Source organism: Rhodococcus sp. JVH1 (assembly GCF_000280725.2).
GTDB lineage: Bacteria > Actinomycetota > Actinomycetes > Mycobacteriales > Mycobacteriaceae > Rhodococcus_F > Rhodococcus_F jostii_A.
On record NZ_CP166289.1, the window covers coordinates 7,564,398 to 7,590,807 of the forward strand.

The window sequence follows — 26,410 nt, forward strand, 5'->3', positions numbered from 1 at the left end:
TGAATGGTGAAGCGGTGGGTGGCGCCGGAGTGGCCGCGGCGCCACCCACCGGGCCTTGAATCAGGCCGGAACTGTGCCGCCGGCGCGGTACGCGGCGATGTGCGCGTTGCGTTCGGCTTCGGACATCTGGTTCAGCAGCACGTTCGGACTCTGGAAGGTGTTGCCTCGTACGTCGTCCAGAGTCCACATCTTCTTCGGGTCGTCCAGATGGAGGTGCGGCTGACCGATGAGGGTCTTACCGTCGTCGCGCACGTAACCGAGATCCTGCACGATGTCAGCGAGATCCTTGCCGTGATGGAGGGTCTCCCACTCCCGGAATCCGGTGAGACGCCCCATGTTCGGGGTATCCCGGCCCTCGTACTCGCTGCGGAACGCGACCGCGTCGGTCCAGTAGCAAGTCTCCGAGCAGTAGGTCCGCCACTGGTCGTCGACCTTCTCCACGACCATGTCCTCGCGGATCAGGGCCGGCACCATGCAGGTCCAGCACCGGTGCGGGTACTGGTACCCGACCTCCTCGAACGCGATCGGCTTGTTACGGCCGGGGTAGGCGAGGCGGTTGTACTCCTCCCACCACTTGCCGTACTTCGAGTACCAGCCGGGGTACTTGTGCTCGAACCATTCGAAGTCCTTGTCGGTCATCGTGTCGATCCGCCAGTAGTTCACCGGCCAGCCGGTGGCGAAGAACCGGGCCACCTCGTGGACGTAGCCCTTCTCGGTGATCCGTTTCCACGACTCCTCGACCAGGTCGTGCGGGATCGTCAGGCCGTACTTCTCGAGCGGGATGAGGTAGCTGCGGTAGTAGTCGTCGTAGATCCACCGCCGCCACATCTCGGCGTAACTTTCGCGGTCCTTGCGGCGGTCCTTCGTGCCGTACTCGATGAAGGTGCCGATCGCGGCGTCGACGACACAGTGGTTGTTCCACCATGCGTACCGCAGATCCCGTTCGAGCAGCGGCCGGTTGCGCTCGTCGGCGAGCGCCATCAGCAGGATCGAATAGCCGTTGGAGATGTGCCGGGACTCGTCGGATTGCACCGAGTGGAACACCGTCGGCAGCAGGTAGTCACCGTTGGCGGCGGCCTCGTCGGGCATCGCGACGAACAGGGTGTTGGTGAACGCGGTCTCGGCGACCACGGTCAGGTAGATGTTCGCGGCAGTGATTGCGTCACCGGTGATGAACCCTTCGCCGAACTGCCGGCCGATGGTGCCCGCGTAGTTGTTCGAGAACGCCTTCTCGGTGATGTCGAACCCGGCGGGATCGATGTAGTTGTTCATGTACAGCTTCTTGAGGTTCATCTGGATCGTCGAGTGACGAACCTCGTCGATCATCTGCACCGCCAGCCCGTTGTGGATTTCCGGGTTGGGGACGGCGTCGATGGCCATCGGCATCGCTCGGGCGGCCGAGATCTCCGGGAACGGAATGATCGACAGGAACAGCTTCTGCCACTCGAGCCACCGCTGCTGCACCTGCCGGAACATGTTGCCGCGGATGGCACCGTCCATGGCGCCGTACACGCGGTTGTCCTTCTCTTCCTCCATCGGGAAGTAGGACCGCATGATCTGCTTGAGAGGATCCTTCTTCGGAGCCTTCTCGAAGGTGTAGTCGGTGCCGAACCGGGTGGCCGGGGTTGCGAATGTCGGATCCCATGACAGTTCGGTGATCTTCGCGTGGGCCTTTGTCAGGCTTTGCCTACTCAATGTGCGCCTCCTGGATCGTGAGCCGGCCGGGTGCCGGCTGTGGGGGGACGTTGTGGAAATTGATTGAACCCCGTGATCTAGCTCTCATTCGTCTCAGTGTGAGACGCAGGTCACTTCCGGGTGGGCGGTGGCTGCCTACACTTGCCCCGCGCCGCGGCAGACCCTCACGCCCTCGATCAGCCGACACAGGAGACCAGAGCGAGTGACCCCACACCCCATCAGCACGTCACACCACCGCACGACGCGGAATTCGAACTCGGACTCCGAGTTGGCTCCGCCCTCGAGTTCGCCTGCGGGATCGGACTGCCTTCGTCTGAGCAATTGGCTCCGGGTGTCCTGGTCGCGATCTCGGCAGGCGTTGGGTGACGACGACCGGCCCGCCGCCGCGTACGTCGAGCGCGTGGCCACCGACACGGTGCTCGAGCGCGCCGCCCGATCCGTACTGCCCGACGTGACCGCCTACATCGAAAACGAGCCGGTATCATTGATTCTCACCGATGCGAACGGCATCGTGCTCTCCCGCACCGGTGGCGACAGCGCCTTGTTCACCGCACTCGACCGAGTCGACCTCGCCCCGGGCTTTCGCTACTCGGAAACCCAGGTCGGCACCAACGGAATCGGCACCGCGCTCGAGGTCGGCCGGCCACTCCTCGTGGACGGAGACCAGCATTTCAGTGGTCCGCTGCGGTCCTTCTCCTGCGCGGGAGCGCCGGTGACGCACCCCATCACCGGGGCGGTTCTCGGTGTCGTGGACCTGACCACCGCCGCGCAGAATTCCAACACCCTGCTGCTGTCCTTCGCCACACTCGCCGCAGCCCGCCTTCGCGAGCGGATTCTCGACGACGCCACCGAACCGGACCGGGCGCTCTTCAGTGCGTACCGGTCCGCATGCCGGCACTCCGGCCGACCCGTCGTCGCTGTCGGTGACGAGGTCGTGATGATGAACTCGCTGGCCCAGCAACAATTCGACTCACCAGACCAGATGGCGATTCTCGAACGTACCCGAGACATCGGCGGCGAAACGACACCGGTCACGATCCTCACCGATCTGCCCAGTGGAACGGTCGCACGCCTGAGTTACGAGCCGACATTCACCGGCAGCCGGCTGACCGGGGGAATCGTCCGGATCACGAAACAGCTTGCTTCGCGGCGTCTTTCCACTTTGAATGCGAACGCGCCGATTCCGCCCGCGATCGCCGGAGCCAGCCCGCTCTGGCGGCACACGGTTCAGGCGGTCGTCGTCGCCTGCCGGCGACAGGACTGGCTCGTCCTCGACGGAGAACCCGGCGTCGGCAAGACCGCCCTGATCCGAGCGGCGCACCAACTCGTACCGGACCGCGGACTCGCCGTACTCGACGCCACCGCACTCGGCGACGATCTCCTCACCGAGGCCTCCGACGAACTCGACAGCGGATCCGACCTGGCGATACTGCACGCACACGCCCTGAACGACGCTCATCTCGCCGCGCTCGCGGACCTACTGCAGGGCCCCGAGGCGCAGGAGCCACCTCGCAGACCGTGGGTGGTGCTCACCCGGTATCCCCAGGACTCGACCGACACCACTCCACTGCTGCGCATGTTCCCCAAGTCGGTCACGGTGCCACCCCTACGGCACCACCTGGACGACATTCCGGATCTTGTGCGCAGCCTCCTCGACACCCTGGGGGCCACCGGCCTCACCCTGGCTCCAGCCGCCTCGAATCAGCTCGCGCGTCTGGCGTGGCGCGGAAACGTCACCCAGCTGAAGAAGGTTCTCGAGGACACTTACCGGCGGCAACGGGCCGGTGTCGTCGAAATCGACACGCTGCCTCCCGCATGCCGTTCCACCACACGCCGAACATTGACCAGGATGCAGGCGCTCGAGAGGGACGCGATCGTGGACGCGCTCGCGCTTCATGCCGGCGACAAGACGGCCGCCGCCACCGCCATCGGCATGTCCCGAGCGACGATCTACCGCAAGATCCGCGAATTCGGCATCGTGCTCTGACCGACCGTACCGCGGGAATGTCAGATTGAGACATCGCTGCGCTCTCCCGCGAGGGATGCTCTCGCCGAACCACATTCACCCGCCCAGACTCGGGTGTCAGACAGGAGAAATCGATGACCAACCCGAACGGACTCACCACAGTCGCCGGTGCGCCGGTACCCGACAACCAGAACAGCCTCACCGCCGGCGCACGCGGTCCGATGCTCCTGCAAGACGTCTGGCTTCTCGAGAAACTCGCGCACTTCGACCGCGAAGTCATCCCCGAACGCCGCATGCACGCCAAAGGTTCGGCCGCGTTCGGCACCTTCCGCGTCACCCACGACATCACCGCACACACCAACGCCGCCGTATTCTCGGAGATCGGCAAGCAGACCGCAGTATTCCTGCGTTTCTCCACGGTCGCCGGCGAGCGCGGCGCCGCCGACGCCGAACGCGACATCCGCGGATTCGCCGTCCGCTTCTACACCGAGCAAGGCAACTGGGACGTCGTCGGCAACAACACCCCTGTCTTCTTCTTCCGCGACCCCCTCAAGTTCCCCGACCTCAACCACGCGGTCAAGCGCGATCCGAAGACCAACCTCCGCTCGGCGGAGAACAACTGGGACTTCTGGACCAACCTCCCGGAGGCGCTGCACCAGATCACCATCGTGATGTCCGACCGCGGTATCCCCGACGGCTACCGGCACATGCACGGTTTCGGATCACACACCTTCTCGTTCGTCAACGACGCCGGGGAACGCTCCTGGGTGAAGTTCCACTTCCGCACTCAGCAGGGCATCAAGAACCTCACCGACGAAGAGGCCGCCGTCGTCGTCGCCGGCGATCGCGAGTCGGCGCAGCGCGATCTCTTCAATGCAATCGAGGAGGGCAATTACCCGAAGTGGACCCTTTTCGTGCAGATCATGCCGGAAGCCGACGCCCAGACCTACCGCTATCATCCCTTCGACCTCACCAAGGTGTGGTCCAAGAAGGACTATCCGCTCATCGAGGTCGGGGAACTCGAACTCGACCGCAACCCGGAGAATTACCACGCCGACGTCGAGCAGGCGGCCTTCTCCCCGGCGAACATCGTCCCCGGCATCGGGTTCTCACCGGACCGCATGCTGCAAGGCCGGCTGTTCTCCTACGGCGACGCTGCCCGCTACCGTCTCGGCGTCAACCACCACCAGATCCCGGTCAACAGTCCCAGAGGGGCAACCCACGTCAATTCGTTCCACCGTGACGGCGTCATGCGGGTCGACGGCAACCAGGGCAGCGTCCCGAGCATCGAACCCAACTCACACGGCCGATTCGCCGACCAGCAGAGCTACGCCGAACCGCCACTCGAAGTCGGTGTGGTCGCCGACCGGTTCGACTACCGCGCAGACGACGACAACTACTTCGAACAGCCCGGCAACCTCTTCCGCAGCATGACTGCCGAACAGCAGACAGCGCTGTTCGAGAACACCGCCCGTGCCATCACCGGAGCGTCGGCTGCAATCATCGAGCGCCACATCGCCAACTGCACTCGAGCTGACTCCGCCTACGGCGAAGGCGTGCGAAAGGCCTGTGAAGCGCTCGGCGCCTTGTAGTTCGCGACATCCCAGCCCGTGATCTGCGCGCATCACCGCCAGATCACGGGCGGGGTCGCACCGGCCACGCAGTCGCTCAAGTCGTCGCGCCTATCGGACCGCGTTCGGCACCGCACCCTCACCGGAGACCGGGCCGCGTCCGTCAGCGGGGCCCCGCGGCACCGTGAAGGTGGCGGCGACGCACAGAATCGCAATCGCGAAGCAGGCGATGGTGTACCAGAGATTTCCGATGGGATCGCCGTTGCTTGTGACGCCGTCGACGGCGCCGAAGTAGCTGGGCAACGCGGTCACCCACAGAATGCCCATCACGCCGAGGTACACCACACTGTAGACACGGACGAAATCGTTCGAATAGATCGGAACGTCGGACGTCCCCCGTCGAAGCCGCGACCACTGCCGGACCAGGATCGGGATCGCGACGAGCACGATGACGATCAGTTCGGCCGCGTAGAGAATTCCCCGGACCGTGGTGCTCTCCATTCCGAGGACCGTCGCCGGGATTGGGAGGATGAACGTGCCCGCCGACGCCAGGAGACCGATCACGATCGTGCGCCACACCAGTTCGAGTCCGGTGAAGTCCCGGCCCCGGTCGGCGTAGCGGCCCACGAAGAACTGAACGCACAGGGCCAGCGACATGGGCCACAGGGCCGCGAACACCACCACGCTCGGCAGTGGGACCGAGTCGAACATGGGCTGGTTGACCGGGTTGGTGGTCGACCATTCCCACCACCTCAGCTGCGGTCCGAGGTGGTCGAAGATCTCGTAGAACGCGTGGTGCACGAAGCCGACGCAGATTGCGCCGACGAGTGCGCCGTACTTCCGGAAGACGCCGAGCATCCGGACGAGCTCGAAGGCAAGCGTGGCCATCAGCGGATAGATCGCGATGATGTACAGCGGCAACCGGCCCCACAGGAAGTCCACGGTGAACACGTTGTGCGCGAACATCGTGTCCACGTGCTCTTCGATCCCGAAGGCCGCCGGGAAGTACAGCGGTGGCTCGATGACGAACAGGTACGCCGTGGCGCCGAACCAGAGCACCAGGTTGGTCGGATCGCCGTTGCGGCGCCAGCGCAGGATCGCGAATACGAGCGCGAGCACCGACCCGACCACGATGGTGAGCTCGAGAACCGGCAGGGTCCAGTTCTCCAGCGCCGACGGGCTACGGACCTCGACGAGCCCGCCGGCCTCGGCGCACGAGAAGCCGAGCGCTGCCGAGAGTTGGTCGAAGGTGGGTGAGCAGAGGTCGGCCATCAGTTGACCACCGCCGGGACGGGATCGGTCCGGCGTTCGCGTGAGTCCGCGGTGTACCACCGGGTGCAGTCGTAGCCTGCGTCGTATCGGGCGAACCACTCGTCGGCGAGCGCGGGCAGCTTTTCGTGGGTGGGGTCGTGTTTCGGCATCTGACTACGGACGATGCCGGCCAGTGCGGTGAGCTGTTCACCGCGCGGGAGGTCGTCGAACGCACGCGGCATGACGCCTTTGCTCAGGTAGGGCGCGAACGACGTGAGCAGTTTCTGCTTCGTGCGGTGCGTGGCGAACATCGACATCGAATCGACCTTCCGCTCCCTGATCGGCACGTGCTGATTGAAGCCGGCGCAGGCGATCCGCATCACCTTCATCACATGTGCGAAGATCGACGGCGCCATCCGCATCCGGTACAGCTCTTCCCCGACAAGGGAATTGAAGATGATCATCGCGGAACTCCGGTGTTCGACCTCTTCGACGAAATGCCAGATGAACAGGGACGCGACGCGGTCGTCTCCCGGTCGGAAGAGGGTCGCGTCGTTGTCGAGCATCAGTTTGAACACCGGCGTGAAGGTTGCCTCCAGATCCGCGGTGTAGGCGAGTCGGTAGTTCAGGGTCGTCGCCTCGGTGAGGAGGTCGTACTCGCCGATCACGGCGTCCAGGGTGTTCTGGAGCCCCGGGTATCGCTTGATCAGGGCTTTGACGTGCTGGCGATGCGCGGTCGAGTGGTGACCCTCCTGACGCATGAACGCCATGGCCTCTTCTGCGACCTCGGGGTCGGTCATCCGTGGTTTTGCCTGCATGATCGCCTTGACGATCATCTTCTCGAAGCCGACGGCCAGGAACGAGATCGCATTCGACATGTTCGACCAGGCCGGGTTGTCGGGGTTCCAGAGGAACGGGACGTCCTGTTCGTCGAACGCGAAATCCATCTTTCTGGGGTGCAGGTCGGTCATGTGGGATACCTCGTCTCGTGCGACATGAGTGGGCTGCAGCCTCTGGGCAGGTAGAGACCCGAGCGTTTAACAACATACACACATCGATGGGTTTGTATGATTAAGTTTCCCAAGCAACGGGTTACCGATCTGAACAATTCGGTTTTGCGCATGCCAACGAGCCTCGGTCGCGGCTCCATCAACGATGGGGTGCCGGTCACCGATCGCGATGCGGTCCCGCGCCTGTTCCGGAGACCTGGCGCTGTCGGTACTCACAGTTCGGTTGCCACCGAACCCGGAAGGAGGAGGGCGTTCGTCCCGCCTCCAGGCCCGGGTCAGTCGACGACAGTGCCGCCGGTGAGGTTGATCTCGGACGCGGTCATCGTCGTGGCCCAGTCGGACGCGGCGAAGACAGCCGCGTTCGCTGTCGGCACAGTCCGGCGAGTGCGGCCCACGCGACGTGGGAGCCACCGAGGTTCGGGATAGCCTCCCGTCCGCCGGCCATGACGAGGATGACGCCGGTGCCGCGTCCCACCATGTGGCGCGCAGCGGCCGTGGCCACGGTGAAGCTCGTCGTGACCGCCTTGGCGACTGGCTGCATGACGTCGCCGACCCGCATGTCGACGAGCGGCGTGCCTTGGATGTCGTCGTTGAAGGTGGCGTTGAAGCAGACGTCGATGCCGCCGCTCTGGTCCGCCACCGCCGCGGCATGCCGTTCAACCGCGTCCCGGTCCATCGCATCGAGAACAGCAACGTGCGCAATCCCGCCCTCGTCCCTGATGCGGTGGGCGACATCCTCGAGCGTGGCGCGCGTGCGTCCGGTGAGGTGCACCTCAGCGCCTTCCCGCGCCTACGCCCGCGCGACCGCGGAGCCGATGGCGCCACTGCCCGTGGACGATCGTGGTGCGGTTCTGCAGCAGCAGCACTCATCCGCCTTCCGTCTCTCGCGTACCAGGGTAGGACCGCGAGAGGAAGGCCAGCGCGAGTTTCCGGACTTCATCGGCACGAGCTCGAGTGGCGTCGAGCTGCAGCTCGGGCGTCGCGCTCGGGTCCCGGACCATCAGCGACAACCCCGGGTCCGTAGTCCACGCCGGTGGAAGCGGTGGTGGTCCGGCTCAACATCGCGCACCCGGAATTCGGCGAATCCCTGGAGAGCGTCCGCGAAATAGGGCTTCGGGGTGGAGGGCCAAGCGTTCGCGGTAACCTCTGAGTCCGGTGGGGCGGTGCGCCGACAGCCCTTGCATGCCGTTCGGGCCCAGCGGCGCGTTGTGAGAGGTAGGGAAAGACAGTGGCTGGCAGGCGTGGGTGGGGTGGTAGTCCGCCTGGAAGTGACGAGGAAGCGTCCCGGCGAATCGTCACCGCCGCAGTCGAACTCATCAGTCGGAAAGATACGGCGATCAGCATCGCCGACGTTGCGGAATCCCTTGGCGTCATCCGTCAGACGGTGTACCGATACTTTCCCAGCACCGACGCCCTCCTACGAGCCGCAGCCATCGCCGCCGTCGCCGGATTCCTCGACCGCCTCACAGAACACCTCGTGGGTATCGAAGACCCCGCTGAAGCTGTGGTCGAGGCCGTGATCTACACACTCAACGAAGCGCCCCGCATTCCGCAGCTCGGCATCATGCTGTCCGGTTCTCATTCCCACACCGAGGGGATCACGTCCGACGAGGCCCTCACCTTCGGAATGACGATGATCAGACGCTTCGACGTCGACTGGGAGCGGCACGGCTACGACGAGCCCGCCCTGCGTGAGCTCGTCGAATATCAGCTGCGGACGATGCAGTCGTTCTTCATCTCGCCCGGAAACCCGCCGCGGAGCCAGGACGAACTGCGTGCGTACCTGCGACGGTGGGTGGGGTCAACGGTCGCCGTCCCGCGCAATCCAGCCTAGAGACCGGGCGGCGATCTGCCGCAGGAGTATGGGTACGCAGCCGCTGCGACGACCCCGGCGCGCCGACAGCCGACGGACCGCGCAGGTCACGGGCGTATCTGCGTCGCGAGGTGGGGATGGTTTCGCCCGTGCAGGCTGGCCATGCGCTGCGAAGGCCGGTGGGGCCCCGAAGGAGGCTGTCCGCGGAGTCCTTCCCACTCGGGGAACGTGCCCGGACGGCGACTGGTGAGGTGCCGGGTGTTGCTGGTGAGGTCGATCAGGCACCGGGCGGCACCCTGCACAGAGAGGTGGTGCCGTCGTGCCACGTCGAGCAGTTCGTCGAACGCCTGCGCATCGCTGTAGCCCCGGCTGGTGATCAGCACCGCCTTCGCGGTGGTCAACAGTTCACGGTCGGAGGGCCCGCGGCGCCGGTCCAGGAAGCTTCGGGTGGGTCGCACGGGGTTCGGGTTCTCGGATTTCAACATCTGGCACCGTCCTTTTGTGTACGAGATTCCCCCAGGTCGCGATCTCGTAAACGCGCGTACCCGAGTGGGTCATGTGGGCATGCGGGTGGTTGGAACCCGATCCCCGGGGCGGCCCGTCTGCGCCACGGTGATGACGACGTTGCCACTCTTGTGTCCGGTATCGACATACCGATGCGCCTCGACGATTCGTTCCAGGGGATAGCTGCGGTCGATGACGATCCGCAGTTTGCCCGCTTCGATGAGCTGCTTGATGTACGCCAATGCGTCGTTCTTGCGGATGGACATACCGGTGACGACTTTCCTTCCGCCTCGGATCGAGGTCCAGAGTTGCAGCAGGTTGTTGTTCAGCCCGGATGTGGGAACGTAGCACCCGTGCTCGGTGAGCGAGCCCTTGCACCGAGCGAACGAATTCCTGCCGACGGCGTCGAAGACGACGTCGTATTCCTCGGCGTTGTCGGTGAAATCCTCGGTGGTGTAATCGATGACCTTGTCGGCGCCCAGGGACTTCACCAACTCCGTGTTGTGCGGACCGCACACTCCGGTGACCTCCGCGCCGAACGACTTGGCGAGTTGCACTGCGTAGGTGCCGACGCTGCCGGAGGCGCCGTTGACGAGAACCTTCTGTCCGGTTCGCACCTTCGCCTTGTCCCGAAGGAAGAACAGTGCGGTTGTGGCACCGTCGACGGCGGCGACGGCCTCCTCGTAGGTCTTGTTGACCGGCTTGAGTGCGAGCGAGGCGGTTTCCGGTAGGCACTTGTACTCGGCGTAGGCGCCGATGTCGAAACCGGTGAACCCGAATACCTGATCGCCCGGCCGGAACCGGCGGACGTCCTTGCCGACGGCCTCGATCTCTCCGGCAAGTTCCAGGCCCAGGGTCCGCAGTTTCCTCCGTGGCCTTCGCAGGCCGAGGATCAACCGGCCCCACAAAGGCTCGCCGCGGCGCATCTTGCATTCGGCTGTTGTCACCGTTGTCGCGTGGACTTTCACCAGGACTTCGCCGTCCTTGGGTGTCGGCTTCGGGACTTGCGCGAGTTCGAGTACTTCGGGACCGCCGAACCGAGTGTGGATGATCGCCTTCATCGCGGACCTCCTCGGGGGCGTTCCAGGTCGTCGCGCCTCGAACAAGCTCACGGCCAAGCATAGTTCTCCGGCATCTTCGTCGTGGGGTCGCGCGGGCGGTGCAGGGTGTCCACACCACACACCTAGGGTGTGTTTTCGCGCATGGCGATCCGCGGGACTGTAGTGGCGTCGGTATATCCGGCTGCCCCTGCCCACAAGGACCGAGCGTCCCGCCGTCGATCCAGCGGCGCAAGCACCCTGGTTGGTGATTTGATGGAACACGCTGCGCGAGCGAACTACCGAGAGCATCGATCCGATCCGTTCCCGCTGTCCGCGGCGCAGCACGGGCTGTGGTTTGCGCAGCAACTCGCCCCGGACGTCCCGATCTGCATCGCGCAGTACGTCGACATCCGCGGGCAGCTGGACGTCGAGTTGTTCCGTGAGGTAGCGCTCGTTGCCGGCCACGAATACGAGTCGGTGTTCCTGCGCCTGGTCGATGTCGACGGTGAGCCGTACCAGGTGGTCGATCCGCCTGCCGATGCGGCCATGGGAATCGTCGACTTCCGCAGTGCATCCGACCCGATGGCCGCCGCGGAGGCGTGGATGCAGGAGAACTACACGGCACGAGTCGATTTCGAGCACGACTATCTGTGCGAATCGTCGCTGTTGTGGGTCGGTGACGAGCGGCACCTGTGGTACAGCAGGATCCACCACGTCGCCCTCGACGGATACGGGGCGATGACGATGGTCAACCGTGTCGCCGCCCTGTACACCGCGGCGGTCCACGGTCTCGAGCTCGAACCGAACCGTGCAGCCGACCTGCACACCCTGCACCGCCTCGAAGGCGACTACCGGGCGTCCCACCGGTTCTCGTCCGACCGTGATTACTGGGCCGAACGTCTCCACACACGCACGAACGGCGCCTCCCTGACCGACGTCGACGCTCCACCCGCCGCCCACAGCCTGACCGTGCGCGCGGCGCTGTCCGCCGATACCGTCGCACGGCTCGAGGACACCGACGGCCGGCCGGGCGCAACGGCAGCAGCCGCGTTGATCGCCGCCTTCGCCTGCTACCTCTCGCGGCGGACGGGACGGCAGGACGTGCTCGTGGACATTCCGCTGTCCGCGCGCACCACCGCTGTACTGCGCCGTTCCGGCGGCATGCTCGCCAACGTTGCGCCATTGCGTGTGCAGGTCCGATCCGACGACACCGTCGGCGACCTCGTGACCCGGGTCCAGCACGAACTGATGGGTGCAATGCGGCACCAACGCGGCAACGTCGAGGACATTCTGCGTGAGCTGGGTGTGTCCGCCGAGGCCCGCAGGATCTCGGGACCGATGATCAACGTGATGCTCTTCGACCAGGATCTCACCTTCGGCTCGCTGACCGGTGACTTCCGGATCCTCACCACCGGTCCTGTCCCGGACCTGTCCGTGAACGTGTACCGGAGCGGCACTCCGGCGTCGACGATCGTGGAGTTCGAGGCCAACCCGTACCGCTACCGCGACGACGACCTGCGGTCGCATCACGCCGGTGTCGTCGGATTGATCGACGAACTGCTCGCCGCCGACCCCGGTACTCCGCTCGCCGTGGTCGGCGCTGCGGAGTTGGAGTGCTTGACTCCGGTGGTGGGTGGGGTGTCGGTGGCGGAGGTGTCGTTGCCGGAGTTGTTGGCGGCGTCGGTGGTGGTGGATCCGGGTGCGGTGGCGGTGGTGTGTGGGGATCGTCGGTTGACGTATCGGGAGTTGGATGAGGCGTCGAATCGGTTGGCGCGGGTGTTGTTGGGGGCGGGGGTGGGTGCGGAGTCGGTGGTGGCTGTGGCGGTGGCGCGGTCGGTCGAGTCGGTGTTGTCGGTGTGGGCGGTGGCGAAGACGGGGGCGGCGTTTTTGCCGGTGGATCCGCAGTATCCGGTGGGGCGTGTGGAGCACATGCTGGTGGATTCGGGTGTGGTGGTGGGGGTGACGGTCTCGGAGGTGCGGGATCGGTTGCCGGGTTCGGTGCGGTGGGTGGTGCTCGATGATGCGGTGGTCGTGTCGCGGTTGTCGTCGGTGTCGGCGGGGGTGGTGACGGATGTGGATCGGGGTGCGCCGGTGCGGGTGGGTCAGGCGGCGTATGTGATTTATACGTCGGGGTCGACGGGTGTGCCGAAGGGTGTGGTGGTGACGCATCGGGGGTTGGCGAATGTGGTGGCTGCGCAGCGGTCGGGTTTCGGGGTGTGTGCGGGTGCTCGGGTGTTGCATTGTGCGTCACCGAGTTTCGATGCGTCGGTGTTCGAGTTGGTGTGGGCGTTGGGGTTGGGTGCGCGGTTGGTGGTGGTTCCGCCGACGGTTTACGGTGGGGAGGAGTTGGCGCGGATTCTGGTGGGGGAGTCGGTGACGCATGCGGTGTTGACGCCGACGGCGTTGTCGTCGGTTGATCCGGTGGGGTTGGGGGCGTTGGGTGCGCTGGTGGTGGCGGGTGAGGCGTGCCCGCCGGAGTTGGTTGCTCGGTGGGCTCCGGGTCGGCGGATGTTCAATGCGTACGGGCCGACGGAGGCGACGATTATGTCGAATGTCAGTGGTGGGTTGGTGGTGGGGGAGTCGGTGACGGTGGGTGGTCCGGTTCGTGGGTTCGGTGAGCTGGTGTTGGATGGGCGGTTGCGGCCGGTGCCGTTCGGGGCGGCGGGGGAGTTGTATTTGTCGGGTCCGGCGCTGGCGCGGGGGTATCGGAATCGGATGGCGTTGACGGCGGGGCGGTTTGTTGCGGATCCGTTCGGTGGGCCGGGGGATCGGATGTATCGGACGGGGGATGTGGTGCGGTGGCGGCGTTCGGTGGGTGGTCCGGTGCTCGAGTATGTGGGTCGCTCGGATTTTCAGGTGAAGATTCGTGGTTTCCGCGTCGAACTCGGCGAAATCGACGCCGCGCTGACACGGCATCCCCGCGTCGGATTCGCCGTGACACTCGGCCGCACCGCCCCGTCCGGGGACACCGTCCTGGTGTCGTACGTCCTGCCGTCCGGTGACGACGAACCCGACGTCGCCGAACTGACCGACCATGTGCGCGGCTTCGTGCCCGCCCACATGGTGCCCGCGACCATCGTCATCCTCGACGAGCTGCCCCTCACCCCGGTGGGCAAGCTGGACCGGCAAGCATTGCCGGCCCCGGATTTCGCGATCGTCCGCACCGTGTTCCGCGCGTCGACCAGTACGGCCGAGCACACCGTGGCAGACGTCTTCGCCGAGGTGCTCGGACTCGACCGGGCCGGGCTCGACGACAACTTCTTCGACCTGGGCGGAAACTCGCTGAGCGCGACCCGCGCCGTCGCCCGCATCAACTCCGCGCTGGGCGTCGCCTTGGGGGTCCGGGAGCTGTTCGAGGCGCCGACGGTGGCGGAACTCGCCGCCCGTGCCGCTACCGCGGATCGCAGCACTGCGGCGCGTCCCGCCCTCACGGCGGCCCCGCGCCCGGACCGGGTGCCGCTGTCCCTCGCACAGCAGCGGATGTGGATCGTCAACCAGGTCGACACGGCCTCGCCCGCCTACAACGTTCCGATCGCGCTGCGCCTGACCGGCGAACTCGACATCGAAGCTCTGCGCGCCGCGTTCGGCGACGTCGTCGAACGACACGAGCCGCTCCGCACCGTCTACCCCGGCTCTGCAGACGGCCCGCATCAGGTGGTGCTGCCCGCGGACCGGGTGACCCTCGACCTCACCCCGGTCACCGTGTCCGACGAGGCGGCGCTGCGCAGTGAGCTGGTGCCCCTCGCGTCGGCCGAGTTCAACGTGAGCCGCGACGTCCCGATGCGCATTGCGGTGCTGCAGATCGGTCCGGACGAACACGTGGTGGCTCTCGTGTTGCACCATATCGCGGCGGACGGATCGTCGATGGCGCCGCTCGCTCGCGACGTGATGGTTGCGTACACCGCGCGTACACACGGACGTCCCCCCGGGTGGGCGCCGATGCCGGTGCAGTACGCGGACTTCGCGCTGTGGCAACGCCGCACCCTGGGCAGCGACACCGACCCGGACTCGCTGCTTTCGGCGCAGCTGGACTACTGGCGCCGGACCCTCGACGGGATGCCCGAGCTGCTCGAGCTGCCGACCGACCGGCGGCGCCCGCTGCAGCGGTCCGCACACGGCGCCACCGTGCCGTTCGCGATCGGTGCGGACCTCCACAAGAAGCTGTCCGACCTCGCCCGTGACCACGATTCGACGCTGTTCATGGTCGCGCACGCCGCACTCGCCGTCCTGCTCGGCCGGCTGAGCGGCGAGACGGACCTCGCGGTGGGAACGCCCGTCGCCGGTCGCGGCGACGCGGCACTGGACGAGATGGTCGGCATGTTCGTCAACACCGTGGTGCTGCGGACCCGGGTCGCGCCCGAGAGCTCCTTCACCGACCTGGTGGCGCACGTCCGCGAGACCGACCTCGGGGCATTCGGGCACGCGGAGGTGCCGTTCGACCGGGTGGTGCAGGCGGTCGACCCGGTCCGTTCGACCGCGCACACCCCGCTGTTCCAGGTGCTGCTCGAGTTCCAGAACACCGAGAAGAGCCGCCTCGAACTGCCCGGGCTCATCGTCGAGGTCGTCGACGCCGGTGTCGAGGTCGCCAAATGCGATCTGTGCCTGACCCTGGGTGAGAACGTCGACGAAACCGGCGAACCTGCCGGAATGTCCGCCGCATTCGGTTTCGCCACCGACATCCTGGACGCGAGCACCGTGCGCGGGTTCGCGGACCAGTTCGTCCGCATCCTCGACGCGGTCACGGCGTCGCCCGACCGCCCGATCGGCGACATCGCCGTGATCGGTGTGGCGGAGTTGGAGTGCTTGACTCCGGTGGTGGGTGGGGTGTCGGTGGCGGAGGTGTCGTTGCCGGAGTTGTTGGCGGCGTCGGTGGTGGTGGATCCGGGTGCGGTGGCGGTGGTGTGTGGGGATCGTCGGTTGACGTATCGGGAGTTGGATGAGGCGTCGAATCGGTTGGCGCGGGTGTTGTTGGGGGCGGGGGTGGGTGCGGAGTCGGTGGTGGCTGTGGCGGTGGCGCGGTCGGTCGAGTCGGTGTTGTCGGTGTGGGCGGTGGCGAAGACGGGGGCGGCGTTTTTGCCGGTGGATCCGCAGTATCCGGTGGGGCGTGTGGAGCACATGCTGGTGGATTCGGGTGTGGTGGTGGGGGTGACGGTCTCGGAGGTGCGGGATCGGTTGCCGGGTTCGGTGCGGTGGGTGGTGCTCGATGATGCGGTGGTCGTGTCGCGGTTGTCGTCGGTGTCGGCGGGGGTGGTGACGGATGTGGATCGGGGTGCGCCGGTGCGGGTGGGTCAGGCGGCGTATGTGATTTATACGTCGGGGTCGACGGGTGTGCCGAAGGGTGTGGTGGTGACGCATCGGGGGTTGGCGAATGTGGTGGCTGCGCAGCGGTCGGGTTTCGGGGTGTGTGCGGGTGCTCGGGTGTTGCATTGTGCGTCACCGAGTTTCGATGCGTCGGTGTTCGAGTTGGTGTGGGCGTTGGGGTTGGGTGCGCGGTTGGTGGTGGTTCCGCCGACGGTTTACGGTGGGGAGGAGTTGGCGCGGATTCTGGTGGGGGAGTCGGTGACGCATGCGGTGTTGACGCCGACGGCGTTGTCGTCGGTTGATCCGGTGGGGTTGGGGGCGTTGGGTGCGCTGGTGGTGGCGGGTGAGGCGTGCCCGCCGGAGTTGGTTGCTCGGTGGGCTGCGGGTCGGCGGATGTTCAATGCGTATGGGCCGACGGAGGCGACGATCATGTCGAATGTCAGTGGTGGTTTGGTGGTGGGGGAGTCGGTGACGGTGGGTGGTCCGGTTCGTGGGTTCGGTGAGCTGGTGTTGGATGGGCGGTTGCGGCCGGTGCCGTTCGGGGCGGCGGGGGAGTTGTATTTGTCGGGTCCGGCGCTGGCGCGGGGGTATCGGAACCGGTCGGGGTTGACGGCGGGGCGGTTCGTTGCGGATCCGTTCGGTGGGCCGGGGGATCGGATGTATCGGACGGGGGATGTGGTGCGGTGGCGGCGTTCGGAGGGTGGGCCGGTGCTCGAGTATGTGGGTCGCTCGGATTTTCAGGTGAAGATTCGTGGTTTCCGCGTCGAACTCGGCGAAATCGAATCGGCCCTCCTCGGATACCCCGGTATCGATCGCGCCGTCGTGAACACCAGCGGCGACCGGTTGGCCGGCTACGTGGTCCCCGCTGCGGGTTCGCTGCTGGACACGTCCGCGGTCCTGGCGCACGCCCGTGCGCGGTTGGCCCCGCACATGGTCCCCGCGACCGTGACGGTCCTCGACGCCGTGCCGGTCACCGCGAACGGGAAACTCGACCGCGCCGCCCTGCCGGAGCCGGACTTCACCGCGGCGCGCGCCGCGTACCGGGCACCGCGCAACGCGACCGAGGAGGTGGTGGCCGCCGCGTTCGCCGAGGGGCTCGGGCTGGACCGGGTCGGCCTCGACGACAACTACTTCACCCTCGGCGGTACGTCGCTCACCGCGACGAGCGTGATCGCCCGGATTGCCGAATCGTCTGCGCGCGCCGTGCCGGTGCAGTGGATCTTCACCCATCCGACGCCGGAAGCCCTGGCACACATGATCGCCACGGCGCCGGAGGACTCCCGGGCGGAGGATGCCGCCGACCCGTCGCTCGACGTGCTGCTGCCGCTGCGAACCACCGGAACCGGCAACCCGGTGTTCTGCATCCACCCCGCGATCGGGTTGGCCTGGTGCTTCACCGGGCTGGTGCAGTACCTCGGTGACCGCCCGGTGTACGGGCTGCAATCCCCTGCGCTGACCGACCCCGACCTGCAGGTCGACTCCTTGGAGGATCTCGCCGCCCGGTACGTCCAGCGGATCCGCGCGGTGCAGCCGCAAGGCCCGTATCACCTGGTCGGCTACTCGGTCGGTGGTCAGATCGCCCATGAGATGGCGGTGCAGCTCACGGCGGGCGGCGACGAGGTGGCCACCCTCGCGATGCTCGACACACACCTGACCGAAGGATTAGGTCTCACAACGGAAAAGCCCACCGTGGCTGCACTTCTGGCGGAGCTCGGCGCGGTGGTCCCGGGTGACGAGGATGCGGCGGCGACCACGGATCGCGCGGTGGAGGTGCTGCGCCGCACCGGCGGACTGTTCGCAGCCGTGACCGCGGACGACCTCGACGCCGTCCACCGGGTATTCACCCAGACGGTCGCCCTCGCCCTCGCGCACCGCCCGTCGACACCGATCGGCCTCGATCTGCTGTTCTTCGGTGCGGCGGACTCTGTGGATGCCCCCACCGGCGTCTCCGCGTGGAAGCCCCACATCAGCGGCGAGATTATCGAACACGCCGTTCCCGTATCGCACCAGCAGATGACGAGTCCGGAAGCGCTCGCCGGCATCGGCCCCGTCCTCGCACAGCACGTGATGCTCGCCGAGCGCCGGCTCGCCTTGTCCGGTAACTCCGCGAGATCGGAGGGAACGACGTGAAGTTCCCCCGGTCCAGGGTCGACGCTCCGAGCCGTGCCGGAGATCTGCCGGTTGGGTTCAGACGCTGTGCGTTTGGGCAACGGTGCTGATGACCTGGTCGGTATGGCCGTCGCCGAGTGGGTCGGGCCATGTTGTCCAGGTGTCGGGGCCGAGTTCGATCTCGGCGGTGGTCAGCAGACACGCATCGAGTTGGTGGCGCAGTGCGTCGGGGTCGATTCCCTGGCCGATGAAGACCAGCTCTTGCCGGCAGTCACCAACTGGTTCTTCCCATTTGCCGAGAATCCCCGCGCGGCGGTAGTCGTCCTCAGGCCAGTAGGTTTCGGGCAGGAACTTCCACCAGCGTCCGACGTAGCCGTGTCGGATCAGGTGGCCGGCCTGGGAGATGCTGCCGATTTCGGTGAATCGGCTTGCGTTCCAGTAATAGCCTTTGGCACGCAGAAGACGACCGTTGGCCCATTCGCTGGTGAGGAACCGGTGCAGCCGCCCGGGGTGGAAGGGGGCGCGTTCACGGTAGACGACGGAACTGATTCCGTATTCCTCCGTCTCGGGGGTGTGTTCGCCCTGTAATTCTTGGAGCCAGCCGGGTGCCTGGGCGGCCTTCTCCAAGGAGAACAGGCCGGTGTCCAAGATGGTGTCGAGGGGGATCTGGCCGTGGGACATCGACTGTATGCGCGCAGTGGGGTTGAGTGAGCGCAGGACTGCGGTCAGTTCGGTCAGGTGCTCCGAAGTGACGAGGTCGGCTTTGCTGACCAAAATGACATCCGCGAACTCGATCTGATCGACCAGCAGGTCGGAGATGTCGCGTTCGTCGTCGGGTGCGTCGGTCTGGACGCGGCCGCCGGTCTGGTAGTCGTGAAGGAAGCTGTGGGCATCGACGACGGTCACCATGGTGTCCAGGCGGGCGATATCTGCCAGAGCGTGTCCGTCGGTGTCGATGAAGGTGAACGTTTCAGCGACCGGTAGCGGCTCGGAGATACCGGACGATTCGATCAAAAGGTAGTCGAATCGTCCATCGGCGGCCAGTGCACTGATTTCCGCGAGAAGGTCTTCGCGCAGAGTGCAGCAGATGCAGCCGTTGGTCATCTCGACGAGTTTCTCTTGTGAGCGGCTCAGTGAGATCTCCCGTTCGACTTCGGCGCTGTCGATGTTGATCTCGCTCATGTCGTTGACGATGACGGCCACCCGCCGGCCCTCCCGGTTTCGCAGGACCTGGTTGAGGAGGGTGGTTTTTCCTGCACCCAGAAATCCTGACAGCACGGTGACAGGAAGTCGTGTGTCGGCCATTGTTTGGAGTCCTTCCGACGGTCGGGGAGATCCCGGCTAGGGAGGGCGTGGGCGGGAACGCGTACCCGCCCACGCCGTTGGTGACAGTGCGGCAGCGGGTCAGGCTGCCGGTTCGAGGTACCCCTCGAACAGGTCGACTACGACGCTGCCGGCGTCGGTGTCGTCTCCGAACAGGTCCTCGGCCGCGAACTCGACGTGGTAGGTCGGTTCCTCCCCGGCGTCAGCGCGGCCGTGGCCGATGGCGTCGGGGAACGGCCATGTCTCGCCGGTGCGGTGGGTGACGGTACCGACCCTGCCGCGGCAGTAGGCGGGCATCCGGATATGACCGGCAACGTATTCGTCGCGGACCCGGACACGCTGCCCGACCTCGAAAGTGATCGTGTCGGTGCGGGCAGGACGTCCCTCCGACTCGGCCGGCCGGGACAGGGGGAACGGGCCCCCGGCGAGGACTTCGAGCTCGTCGTGGGTGAGGATTCCCTTCTCGACCATGAGGGTGGCAACGCCGATGACGTACCTCTCGTAATAGGGCGTCATCATGTAGTGGCGCGGTTCCATCCGTTCGACGACGTGGCGGACCTCGTCGACACTGAATGCACCCAGGTCCGCCGCTCCGAGGAAGAGCAGGCTGTAGGGGAGGTGTTCCCACTCGGCGTGGAAGGTGGGGCCGATGTCGGCGTCGACGGTGTGGGGCACCTTGCCGAATCCTTGAACACCGGCGAGATCGTGTACTCCATCCATGGGGCTATCTCCTTTGGTTGGTGGTTCAGTTGGCCGAGACCTGCGGGACTGCGACCCCGATCAGGCAGTCCTTGGTCACGATCTGCTGCAGTTGTTCTCGGCTCCAGCCTTCGGTGCCGGCCGGCCGTTGGGGGAGCACGATGTAGCGGGTCTCGGCGGTGGTGTCGTACACACGGATCTCGACATTCTCCGGGATGTCGGTTCCCATCTCCGACAGCACTTTTCGAGGTTCACGGACGACGCGGGCACGGTACTCGAAGCTCTTGTACCAGGTCGGCGGCAACCCGAGGATGGGCCACGCGGTGCACGAGCACAGGGAGCATACGATGACGTTCTTGAGGGTGGGGGTGTCTTCGAGCGCCACGATGTATTCGCCCTGCGGTCCCAGATATCCGTACTGGTCCACGGCCGCGGTGCCGTCGGTGAGGAGCAGGTCGCGGAATTCCGGGTCGGTCCAGGCTCGCGCGACGAGTTCGGCGCCGCGTTTCGGGCTGAAGTCCTCCTCGAAGGTCTTCTTCCACCCTTCGGTGTAACCCTCCGGGACCAGACCCTTTCCGTCGAGCGCACGGAACAGGGCCCACGCGCGATCCGACGCCGGCGCTTGAGCTGGTGCCGCGTTGTCTGGTGTGTGTTCGATCGTTGCCGACATTGTTTCCACTTTCTGTAGGGGCTGATACTTGTGAAGTGGTGGTGTGAGTGGGCGGGTAGGACGCGCGTTGTCTCAGGCGAGACTCAGACGTGCACTGGTGGCCGTTTGGCCGGTCGCCGTGGGGAAGGCGCCGCGGATCTGTTCGAATGCGTGACCGGCGCGTAAGACCGTGGCGTCGTCGAATCGTTTCCCGATGATCATCATTCCGACGGGAAGGCCGTTCACCAGACCTGCCGGCACTGACAGGGCCGGGTGGCCGGTGACATCGAATGGGGCGGTATTCGCGATCATTCCGAGGGCTTTGGTGACGTAGGTGACTCGGTCCACATCCTGCGCCGGTAGTTCGGAGGCAACGTAGGGCAGGGTCGGCATGACCAGGACGTCGTAGTTCTCCAGCGCCGCATCGTAGGCGGCGCGAGCGCGCGGTACCAGGTTGCGGGCCTTGCCGTAGCTCGATCCGCCCAACGCGGTCACACCGTGATGGCCGCACAAGGCGACGAGTTTGACGGTTTCGGACAGGGCATCAGCGTGCCGGATGCGTTGCTGTGCAAAGTACGCCATCAGTTCGGGGTCGTAGAGGCCGTCTGCGTTGAGGCCGTAGCCGTTGCCGTCGAGCATCTGATAGGCGCCGCCGTCGGTGGCGATCACGTTCCACACGTGGAACGCGTGCAGATGCCACGGAATGCTCACCTCGTCGACCACGCCGCCGGCCTCGGTGAAGCGTTGTGTGGCCGCGCGGACCGCATCATCGACCTCTCGCTGTGAGTTCGCGTGCCCGAATCCCTGACTCACGACGCCGACCCGCAGGCCGTCGATCCCGGTGTCGAGGGTCGAGACATAGTCCTCCACCACGAGGTTGTCCGGTTGGCGGGGATCGTGGCCGTCACGGCCGGCGATCACCGACAGAAGCAGGGCGGCGTCTTCCACCGTGCGGGTGATGGGCCCGAGATGATCAATCGTGCGCTCGATGGGGAAGGCACCGGTGTAGGGGACCAGCCCGAACGTGGGCTTGTGGCCGACTACGCCACAGAATGCGGCCGGAATGCGGATCGACCCACCCTGATCGCCGCCGATCGCGAGATCGACATCGCCGGCTGCGACGAGGGCTGCGCTGCCTCCGGAGGATCCACCGGCCTCGCGGTCAGGGTCCCACGGGTTGCGCACCGCACCGGTGGCCGGAGTGAAGCTCGAACCGGAAAAGCACAGATCCTCACACACCGCCTTGCCCGCCACCGTGGCGCCGGCATCGAGCAGTCGGGTGACCACGGTTGCATCACGGGTGGGAACGAACCCCTCCAGCGATCGCGATCCGTTCATCATGGGCACGCCGGCGACGGTCACGTTGTCTTTGATCGCCACCCGCCGGCCGGTCAGAGGCCCACCCGTCGCGGTCGAGATACTCGTGGTTACATACCATGCGCCCAAGGGATTGTCGCTCGCATCGGGTGTCGCATGATCGCGGGAGGGTGCCGAGAAACTCTCGTCAACATACAGGTCGTCGACCACATCGTAGGAGCCGAGCGCGCCGTCGACCAGGTTTGCGAACTCCTGCCGAGTCGCAGCGTCGAAATGTAGTCCGTAATGATCTGCGGCAGAACCGATTGCATCGTCGTTCGGTCGGATGACTGTCATCAGGTGGTGCTCCTCACGTGCTTGACCGGTTGGGCGTCGCGCATCATGCCGGTCTGGGGGTGGCAGTTGATGTACTCGTACAGCTGATCGCAGGCGTCGAACACCGAGACCTCGTGATAGAGCCGAAGTTTTGACAGGCCGGCGGCGACGCGGAAGAAGGTGGTGAAGATTCGCAGATGGGTCGGATGCGATTCTGCCCAGCGCTCGAGTTTGTCGAGCGAACCCCAATGGCCGATGTTGTAGCTCAGATCGAGATAGTTCCCTTCCAGATCGATGTTGTGCACGAACCTGTTGCTGTAGCAGCCCACCGACTCGCCGTTGTCGCGAAGAAAATCCATGCCCTGCTGCAAGGTCGGGAGGATTTCCTCGAGATACAGGGCGCGTTCTTCGGATTCGGCATCCTTCCAATCCTGGCCGGACCGAATCAGCGCGATATTGTCGTGGCCTTGTACCACGACACGGCCACCGGCAGCGGGATTGCCGCTGATCACCCGCAGGTCGCCCGAGGGCTGCATCCAGTCATTCTGGGAGATCGGGAAACGTTCGCGCATCGAACCCCAGTACCCGTGTTCGTTGATCTCGCCGCTGATCCCGTCCATGACAGCGCCGACACCGGGGAGGTGGTCCTGAAAGGCGTAGAGCGTTTCGAATTGCTCGGCACGTGGGGCAACGATCTCGCGGAAGTAGCCAAGTCCCTCGGACAGTCGTTCATCTGATGCCCACCAGTCGGCGACGGCAGAGCCTTGAATCCAACGAGTGTGGGCAGCAAGGTCTTTCCAGTATCCTACGACAATCAGATTCTCGTAGCCCTGATTGTCCGCATGATGGGTCAGGTCGTGGTGCAACGGGCCGTCGTCGAGATCGAAGCCGGCAACGATGTCGCGCATGGCCGCAAGCGCGGCCGGGCGTTGCTCGTCGCCGCGGAACTGCACGCCGAGATACGCCATGACCACCTGCTGTAGGCGTTCGTCAGCACGTCCCACCCACATGGGGAAAGGGGGTTGGTAGTCTTCGGGCACACGCCGAGTCAGGCTCCGCGGACAAGTGAGATGGTCGCCGATTGCAGATTCCATGAAGACTCCTCATTCATGAGTGGGGCTTGCCGAGAACGTTCGGCAACTCGGTTGGTATCGAAGCTACCGTGTTGTCCCGGTGTGGATTTGACTGCGAGCGACAGGTAGTTCGACGATCAGCGACGCTCGGCGCAAGAACTTGTGGTCACTGCCGGGAGAGCTGTGGCGCCGAAATCCTCGGCGTACACGCGCTCGTCGTGTGTACCCGCCATATGCGCGTGCAGCGCCATCGACCGTCGGTAGGCTCGTGCCGCCGCGATTCTGTTGACACCGCCCCTCAGGTCGGCCGGCCAACGGTGGGGGCGAATCAGCATTCGGAGAAGTGCAATGACAGCGTCGAGCAGCAGGACAGGCATGCTATGTCGCTCCGCGAAGAGCGATTACTCGGTGGGGGTCCACAGAGCGGCGAACGGCGGCGACTTCCATAGTTTGTCCTTCTGTCTACATCGACGATCCGCTAGCGGCCGGGACGAGGAATCGTTAATCGGACCAGGAGGTCCCGTGAGCCATCCGGTCTTTCCGGCGTACTCGAACGGTAGGAGCTTCCGAGGCGTGATGTTTGACGCTCAGCGACTACCCCCTTTGCACTCCGCGACATCGTCACCGCGGGGGGCGGAACCACTGGCGCCGGAATTCGCAGGGTTCGCGAATCACGCCCCGACACGTATGCGGCTTTGTCACGGGTGGGAAATCGTGTTTCTTCCGCGTAAATAGGCGAGCGCGCGTTGACATGCGGTTTCCCCGCTCATAGCGTTGGGTTCACGCGAGGAGAGGGAGCTGTTCATGACGTCGTTGCCACCGCCTGATGGCGACCTCGTGCATGGGGACGGCTCGGATTGCCGGCCCGCGAACACGCCGGTGCTGCAACCGTCACTGTCGCGCGCCGGGTCGACACCTCAGCAGCGCCGCGAGGTGGTTCGGACCACCGCGCTCGGCACCTGGATCGACACGATCCGCGACACCTTCGTCGCGCTGGATATCGATCCCGCCGAGCCCACGCACTTCACCGGCGCGGTCCATACCCGGCATTTCGCGCACCTGATGGCTGCCGACGTCACCGCGACATCGCAATCCTTCCGCCGAACGGCGAGGCTTGCCGACCGCCACCCACTCGACTTGATGCAGATCGGCATGGTGGTCGCGGGTGAGGGACAGCTCATCCAGGACGGGCGTACCTGCATTCTCGGCCCGGGTGATTTCGCCCTCTACGAGACCTCACGACCCTTTACCTGGAACCTGCATCCGGACTGGCACTTGCGCGTGTTCACTTGGCCGCGCGCCTCGGTGTCGCTCACCGAGAGCCAGTCGCAGCAGTTGACAGCGCGGACCGTAAGCTCCACCTCCCCTGTGGGACAGTTACTGTCACCAATGTTGTCCAGTCTCCTCGTCGCCGACGGGGAGGTCTCCTCGGGAGGCGCGATCGGCCTCGCCGGCGGTTTGGCCGACCTGGCCATCACCGCGGCGCAGGAGGAATGTCAGCCCGACGATCCAGATGCCGCCATGCGGGAGTTGCACGCGAACATGGTGCAGTACATCGGACAGCACCTCGACGACCCGGACCTGTCCCCGTCCGGGATCGCTCAGGCCTTCTTCGTCTCCACCAGAACCGTCCACAGAGTGTTCGCGCGCTTCGACGCTACCGCTGCTGCCACGATTCGCGAACACCGCCTCGAGGCCTGCCGCCAAGCGATGGTGTCCCCACGCAACATTCCCCGATCCCTGACCGACATCGCAGCCCAATTCGGGTTCATCGATCTGTCCGTCTTCAGCAGAGCATTCACGGCGACCTACGGCATCAGTCCGAGCCGCTACCGCGAACAGCACCGATGATCGAGGCTCGAAGGCCCATCCGCCGCCAGTAGGCGCCCGCCCGTGGACGGCGTCTTGCGCGGCTCGGCGTCGCGTTCTCAACGGTGTCGACCTCTACGTCGTGGCGATCTGGTCCCAGCCGTCGACGGATTCGGGGGTGCGGGGCGCGGGTCCGGTGTAGATGGCGGCGGGGCGGACGAGCTTGCCGAGACGCTTCTGCTCGAGGATGTGGGCGCACCAGCCGGCGGTGCGGCCGCAGGTGAACATCGCTTGCATCATGTGCGCGGGGACCTCGGCGAAGTCGAGGATGACCGCGGCCCAGAATTCGACGTTGGTTTCGATGGCCCGGTCGGGGCGGCGCTCGCGCAGTTCGGCGAGGGCGGCCTGTTCGAGGGCGGCGGCCGCCTCGTAGCGGGGGGCGTTCAGCCGTTTGGCGGTGGCGCGGAGCCCCCGGGCGCGGGGGTCTTCGGCGCGGTAGACGCGGTGCCCGAAGCCCATCAGCTTTTCCTTGCGGTCGAGGATGCCCTTGACCAGGGCGCGGGCGTCGCCGGTCTTTTCGGTGTCCTCGATCATCGGCAGGACGCGGGCGGGGCCGGGGTAGACCCTCGCGATAATGGACGAGTCCGGCGCCGTGCTTCCCCCGGGAGAGGTTGGCGAGGTCGTCGTTCGCGGCGCCAACGTGATGCACGGCTCTGGGGCGTCCGGAGGAGACAGACCGGACCATCGTCGACGGCTGGCTCCACACGGGCGACGTCGGCCGACTCGACGAGGACGGGTACCTCACCCTCGTCGACCGCATCAAGGACATGATCATCCGCGGCGGCGAGAACATCTACCCCAAGTAGATCGAGAACGCACTCACCACCCACGACGGAGTCCTCGATGCGGCCGTCGTCGGAGCGCCCCACGAGGTTGAATAGCCGATGTCGGACACTGTTTCGTTC

General features: G+C 65.7%; 16 protein-coding genes and 2 pseudogenes. 6 read left to right on the forward strand and 12 right to left on the reverse strand.

Features of this window, described 5'->3' with window-relative positions; genetic code table 11:
- Positions 1-60 precede the first annotated feature (60 nt).
- Complete coding sequence (locus tag JVH1_RS35635; RefSeq protein WP_009472931.1) at positions 61-1,695, reverse strand: methane monooxygenase; 1,635 nt, start codon at positions 1,693-1,695, stop codon at positions 61-63.
- 358 nt (positions 1,696-2,053) lie between these two features.
- On the opposite strand from JVH1_RS35635, the gene JVH1_RS35640 reads away from it, so the two are divergent.
- Positions 2,054-3,682, forward strand: a complete 1,629-nt coding sequence (locus JVH1_RS35640; RefSeq protein WP_009472929.1) for a sigma-54-dependent Fis family transcriptional regulator — start codon at positions 2,054-2,056, stop codon at positions 3,680-3,682.
- Between the two features lie 113 nt (positions 3,683-3,795).
- On the forward strand, positions 3,796-5,253 hold the full coding sequence (locus tag JVH1_RS35645) for a catalase (protein WP_009472928.1): 1,458 nt from the start codon (positions 3,796-3,798) through the stop codon (positions 5,251-5,253).
- Between the two features lie 90 nt (positions 5,254-5,343).
- Here the strand turns inward: JVH1_RS35645 and JVH1_RS35650 are convergent, their stop codons facing one another.
- The 3 genes from JVH1_RS35650 to JVH1_RS35660 form a co-directional block, all read right to left on the reverse strand.
- Positions 5,344-6,504, reverse strand: coding sequence for a hypothetical protein (locus JVH1_RS35650; RefSeq protein WP_009472927.1), 1,161 nt, complete (start codon positions 6,502-6,504; stop codon positions 5,344-5,346).
- Complete coding sequence (locus JVH1_RS35655) at positions 6,504-7,454, reverse strand: metal-dependent hydrolase (protein WP_009472926.1); 951 nt, start codon at positions 7,452-7,454, stop codon at positions 6,504-6,506. Before JVH1_RS35655 ends, JVH1_RS35650 begins: the two co-directional genes overlap by 1 nt.
- Before the next feature lie 358 nt (positions 7,455-7,812).
- Entirely contained in the window at positions 7,813-8,265 is a 453-nt protein-coding gene (locus JVH1_RS35660; RefSeq protein ID WP_009472925.1) for an SDR family oxidoreductase, read from the reverse strand.
- 456 nt (positions 8,266-8,721) lie between these two features.
- Between JVH1_RS35660 and JVH1_RS35665 the strand changes: the two genes are divergently transcribed.
- The gene (locus JVH1_RS35665) at positions 8,722-9,327 is read left to right on the forward strand and encodes a TetR/AcrR family transcriptional regulator (RefSeq protein ID WP_009472923.1); all 606 of its coding nucleotides are present in this window, start codon (positions 8,722-8,724) and stop codon (positions 9,325-9,327) included.
- A gap of 86 nt (positions 9,328-9,413) precedes the next feature.
- Here the strand turns inward: JVH1_RS35665 and JVH1_RS35670 are convergent, their stop codons facing one another.
- Both JVH1_RS35670 and JVH1_RS35675 read right to left on the reverse strand, forming a co-directional pair.
- Positions 9,414-9,791 carry an ANTAR domain-containing protein gene (locus JVH1_RS35670; RefSeq protein ID WP_009472922.1) on the reverse strand — a complete coding sequence of 126 codons (378 nt, stop codon included), beginning with the start codon at positions 9,789-9,791 and terminating at the stop codon, positions 9,414-9,416.
- A 69-nt stretch (positions 9,792-9,860) separates the two neighbouring features.
- The gene (locus JVH1_RS35675) at positions 9,861-10,871 is read right to left on the reverse strand and encodes an NAD(P)-dependent alcohol dehydrogenase (RefSeq protein ID WP_009472921.1); all 1,011 of its coding nucleotides are present in this window, start codon (positions 10,869-10,871) and stop codon (positions 9,861-9,863) included.
- 252 nt (positions 10,872-11,123) lie between these two features.
- Between JVH1_RS35675 and JVH1_RS35680 the strand changes: the two genes are divergently transcribed.
- Positions 11,124-18,281, forward strand: coding sequence for an amino acid adenylation domain-containing protein (locus tag JVH1_RS35680; RefSeq protein ID WP_371113072.1), 7,158 nt, complete (start codon positions 11,124-11,126; stop codon positions 18,279-18,281).
- Positions 18,282-18,338: 57 nt separating this feature from the next.
- Here JVH1_RS35680 and zigA read toward each other — a convergent pair whose 3' ends face one another.
- The 5 genes from zigA to JVH1_RS35705 form a co-directional block, all read right to left on the reverse strand.
- Complete coding sequence (gene zigA / locus JVH1_RS35685) at positions 18,339-19,565, reverse strand: zinc metallochaperone GTPase ZigA (protein ID WP_009472918.1); 1,227 nt, start codon at positions 19,563-19,565, stop codon at positions 18,339-18,341.
- 99 nt (positions 19,566-19,664) lie between these two features.
- Positions 19,665-20,303, reverse strand: coding sequence for a nitrile hydratase subunit beta (nthB, locus tag JVH1_RS35690; protein ID WP_009472917.1), 639 nt, complete (start codon positions 20,301-20,303; stop codon positions 19,665-19,667).
- Positions 20,304-20,328: 25 nt separating this feature from the next.
- Positions 20,329-20,952: a nitrile hydratase subunit alpha gene (nthA, locus tag JVH1_RS35695; protein WP_009472916.1), complete on the reverse strand. Its 624-nt coding sequence runs from the start codon at positions 20,950-20,952 to the stop codon at positions 20,329-20,331.
- Between the two features lie 72 nt (positions 20,953-21,024).
- Positions 21,025-22,584, reverse strand: a complete 1,560-nt coding sequence (locus JVH1_RS35700; RefSeq protein ID WP_009472915.1) for an amidase — start codon at positions 22,582-22,584, stop codon at positions 21,025-21,027.
- The gene (locus tag JVH1_RS35705; RefSeq protein ID WP_043777559.1) at positions 22,584-23,657 is read right to left on the reverse strand and encodes a phenylacetaldoxime dehydratase family protein; all 1,074 of its coding nucleotides are present in this window, start codon (positions 23,655-23,657) and stop codon (positions 22,584-22,586) included. The genes JVH1_RS35700 and JVH1_RS35705 overlap by 1 nt, the downstream gene beginning before the upstream one ends.
- Before the next feature lie 783 nt (positions 23,658-24,440).
- On the opposite strand from JVH1_RS35705, the gene JVH1_RS35710 reads away from it, so the two are divergent.
- Positions 24,441-25,487, forward strand: a complete 1,047-nt coding sequence (locus tag JVH1_RS35710) for a helix-turn-helix domain-containing protein (RefSeq protein WP_009472913.1) — start codon at positions 24,441-24,443, stop codon at positions 25,485-25,487.
- 93 nt (positions 25,488-25,580) lie between these two features.
- On the opposite strand, the pseudogene JVH1_RS35715 reads toward JVH1_RS35710, so the two are convergent.
- Positions 25,581-26,057, reverse strand: a pseudogene (locus tag JVH1_RS35715) (citrate/2-methylcitrate synthase); the annotation flags it as partial.
- 13 nt (positions 26,058-26,070) lie between these two features.
- On the opposite strand from JVH1_RS35715, the pseudogene JVH1_RS35720 reads away from it, so the two are divergent.
- Positions 26,071-26,380 (forward strand): annotated as a pseudogene (locus JVH1_RS35720) (class I adenylate-forming enzyme family protein); the annotation flags it as partial.
- Positions 26,381-26,410 lie beyond the last annotated feature (30 nt).

Bases quoted from the DNA above. Each gene is read 5' to 3' on its own strand.
- JVH1_RS35645 (WP_009472928.1), top strand. From the start codon at position 3,796: ATGACCAACCCGAACGGACTCACCACAGTCGCCGGTGCGCCGGTACCC.
- JVH1_RS35650 (WP_009472927.1), bottom strand. From the start codon at position 6,504: ATGGCCGACCTCTGCTCACCCACCTTCGACCAACTCTCGGCAGCGCTC.
- JVH1_RS35655 (WP_009472926.1), bottom strand. From the start codon at position 7,454: ATGACCGACCTGCACCCCAGAAAGATGGATTTCGCGTTCGACGAACAG.
- JVH1_RS35670 (WP_009472922.1), bottom strand. From the start codon at position 9,791: ATGTTGAAATCCGAGAACCCGAACCCCGTGCGACCCACCCGAAGCTTC.
- JVH1_RS35675 (WP_009472921.1), bottom strand. From the start codon at position 10,871: ATGAAGGCGATCATCCACACTCGGTTCGGCGGTCCCGAAGTACTCGAA.
- JVH1_RS35680 (WP_371113072.1), top strand. From the start codon at position 11,124: ATGGAACACGCTGCGCGAGCGAACTACCGAGAGCATCGATCCGATCCG.
- zigA (WP_009472918.1), bottom strand. From the start codon at position 19,565: ATGGCCGACACACGACTTCCTGTCACCGTGCTGTCAGGATTTCTGGGT.
- nthB (WP_009472917.1), bottom strand. From the start codon at position 20,303: ATGGATGGAGTACACGATCTCGCCGGTGTTCAAGGATTCGGCAAGGTG.
- nthA (WP_009472916.1), bottom strand. From the start codon at position 20,952: ATGTCGGCAACGATCGAACACACACCAGACAACGCGGCACCAGCTCAA.
- JVH1_RS35700 (WP_009472915.1), bottom strand. From the start codon at position 22,584: ATGACAGTCATCCGACCGAACGACGATGCAATCGGTTCTGCCGCAGAT.
- JVH1_RS35705 (WP_043777559.1), bottom strand. From the start codon at position 23,657: ATGGAATCTGCAATCGGCGACCATCTCACTTGTCCGCGGAGCCTGACT.
- JVH1_RS35710 (WP_009472913.1), top strand. From the start codon at position 24,441: ATGACGTCGTTGCCACCGCCTGATGGCGACCTCGTGCATGGGGACGGC.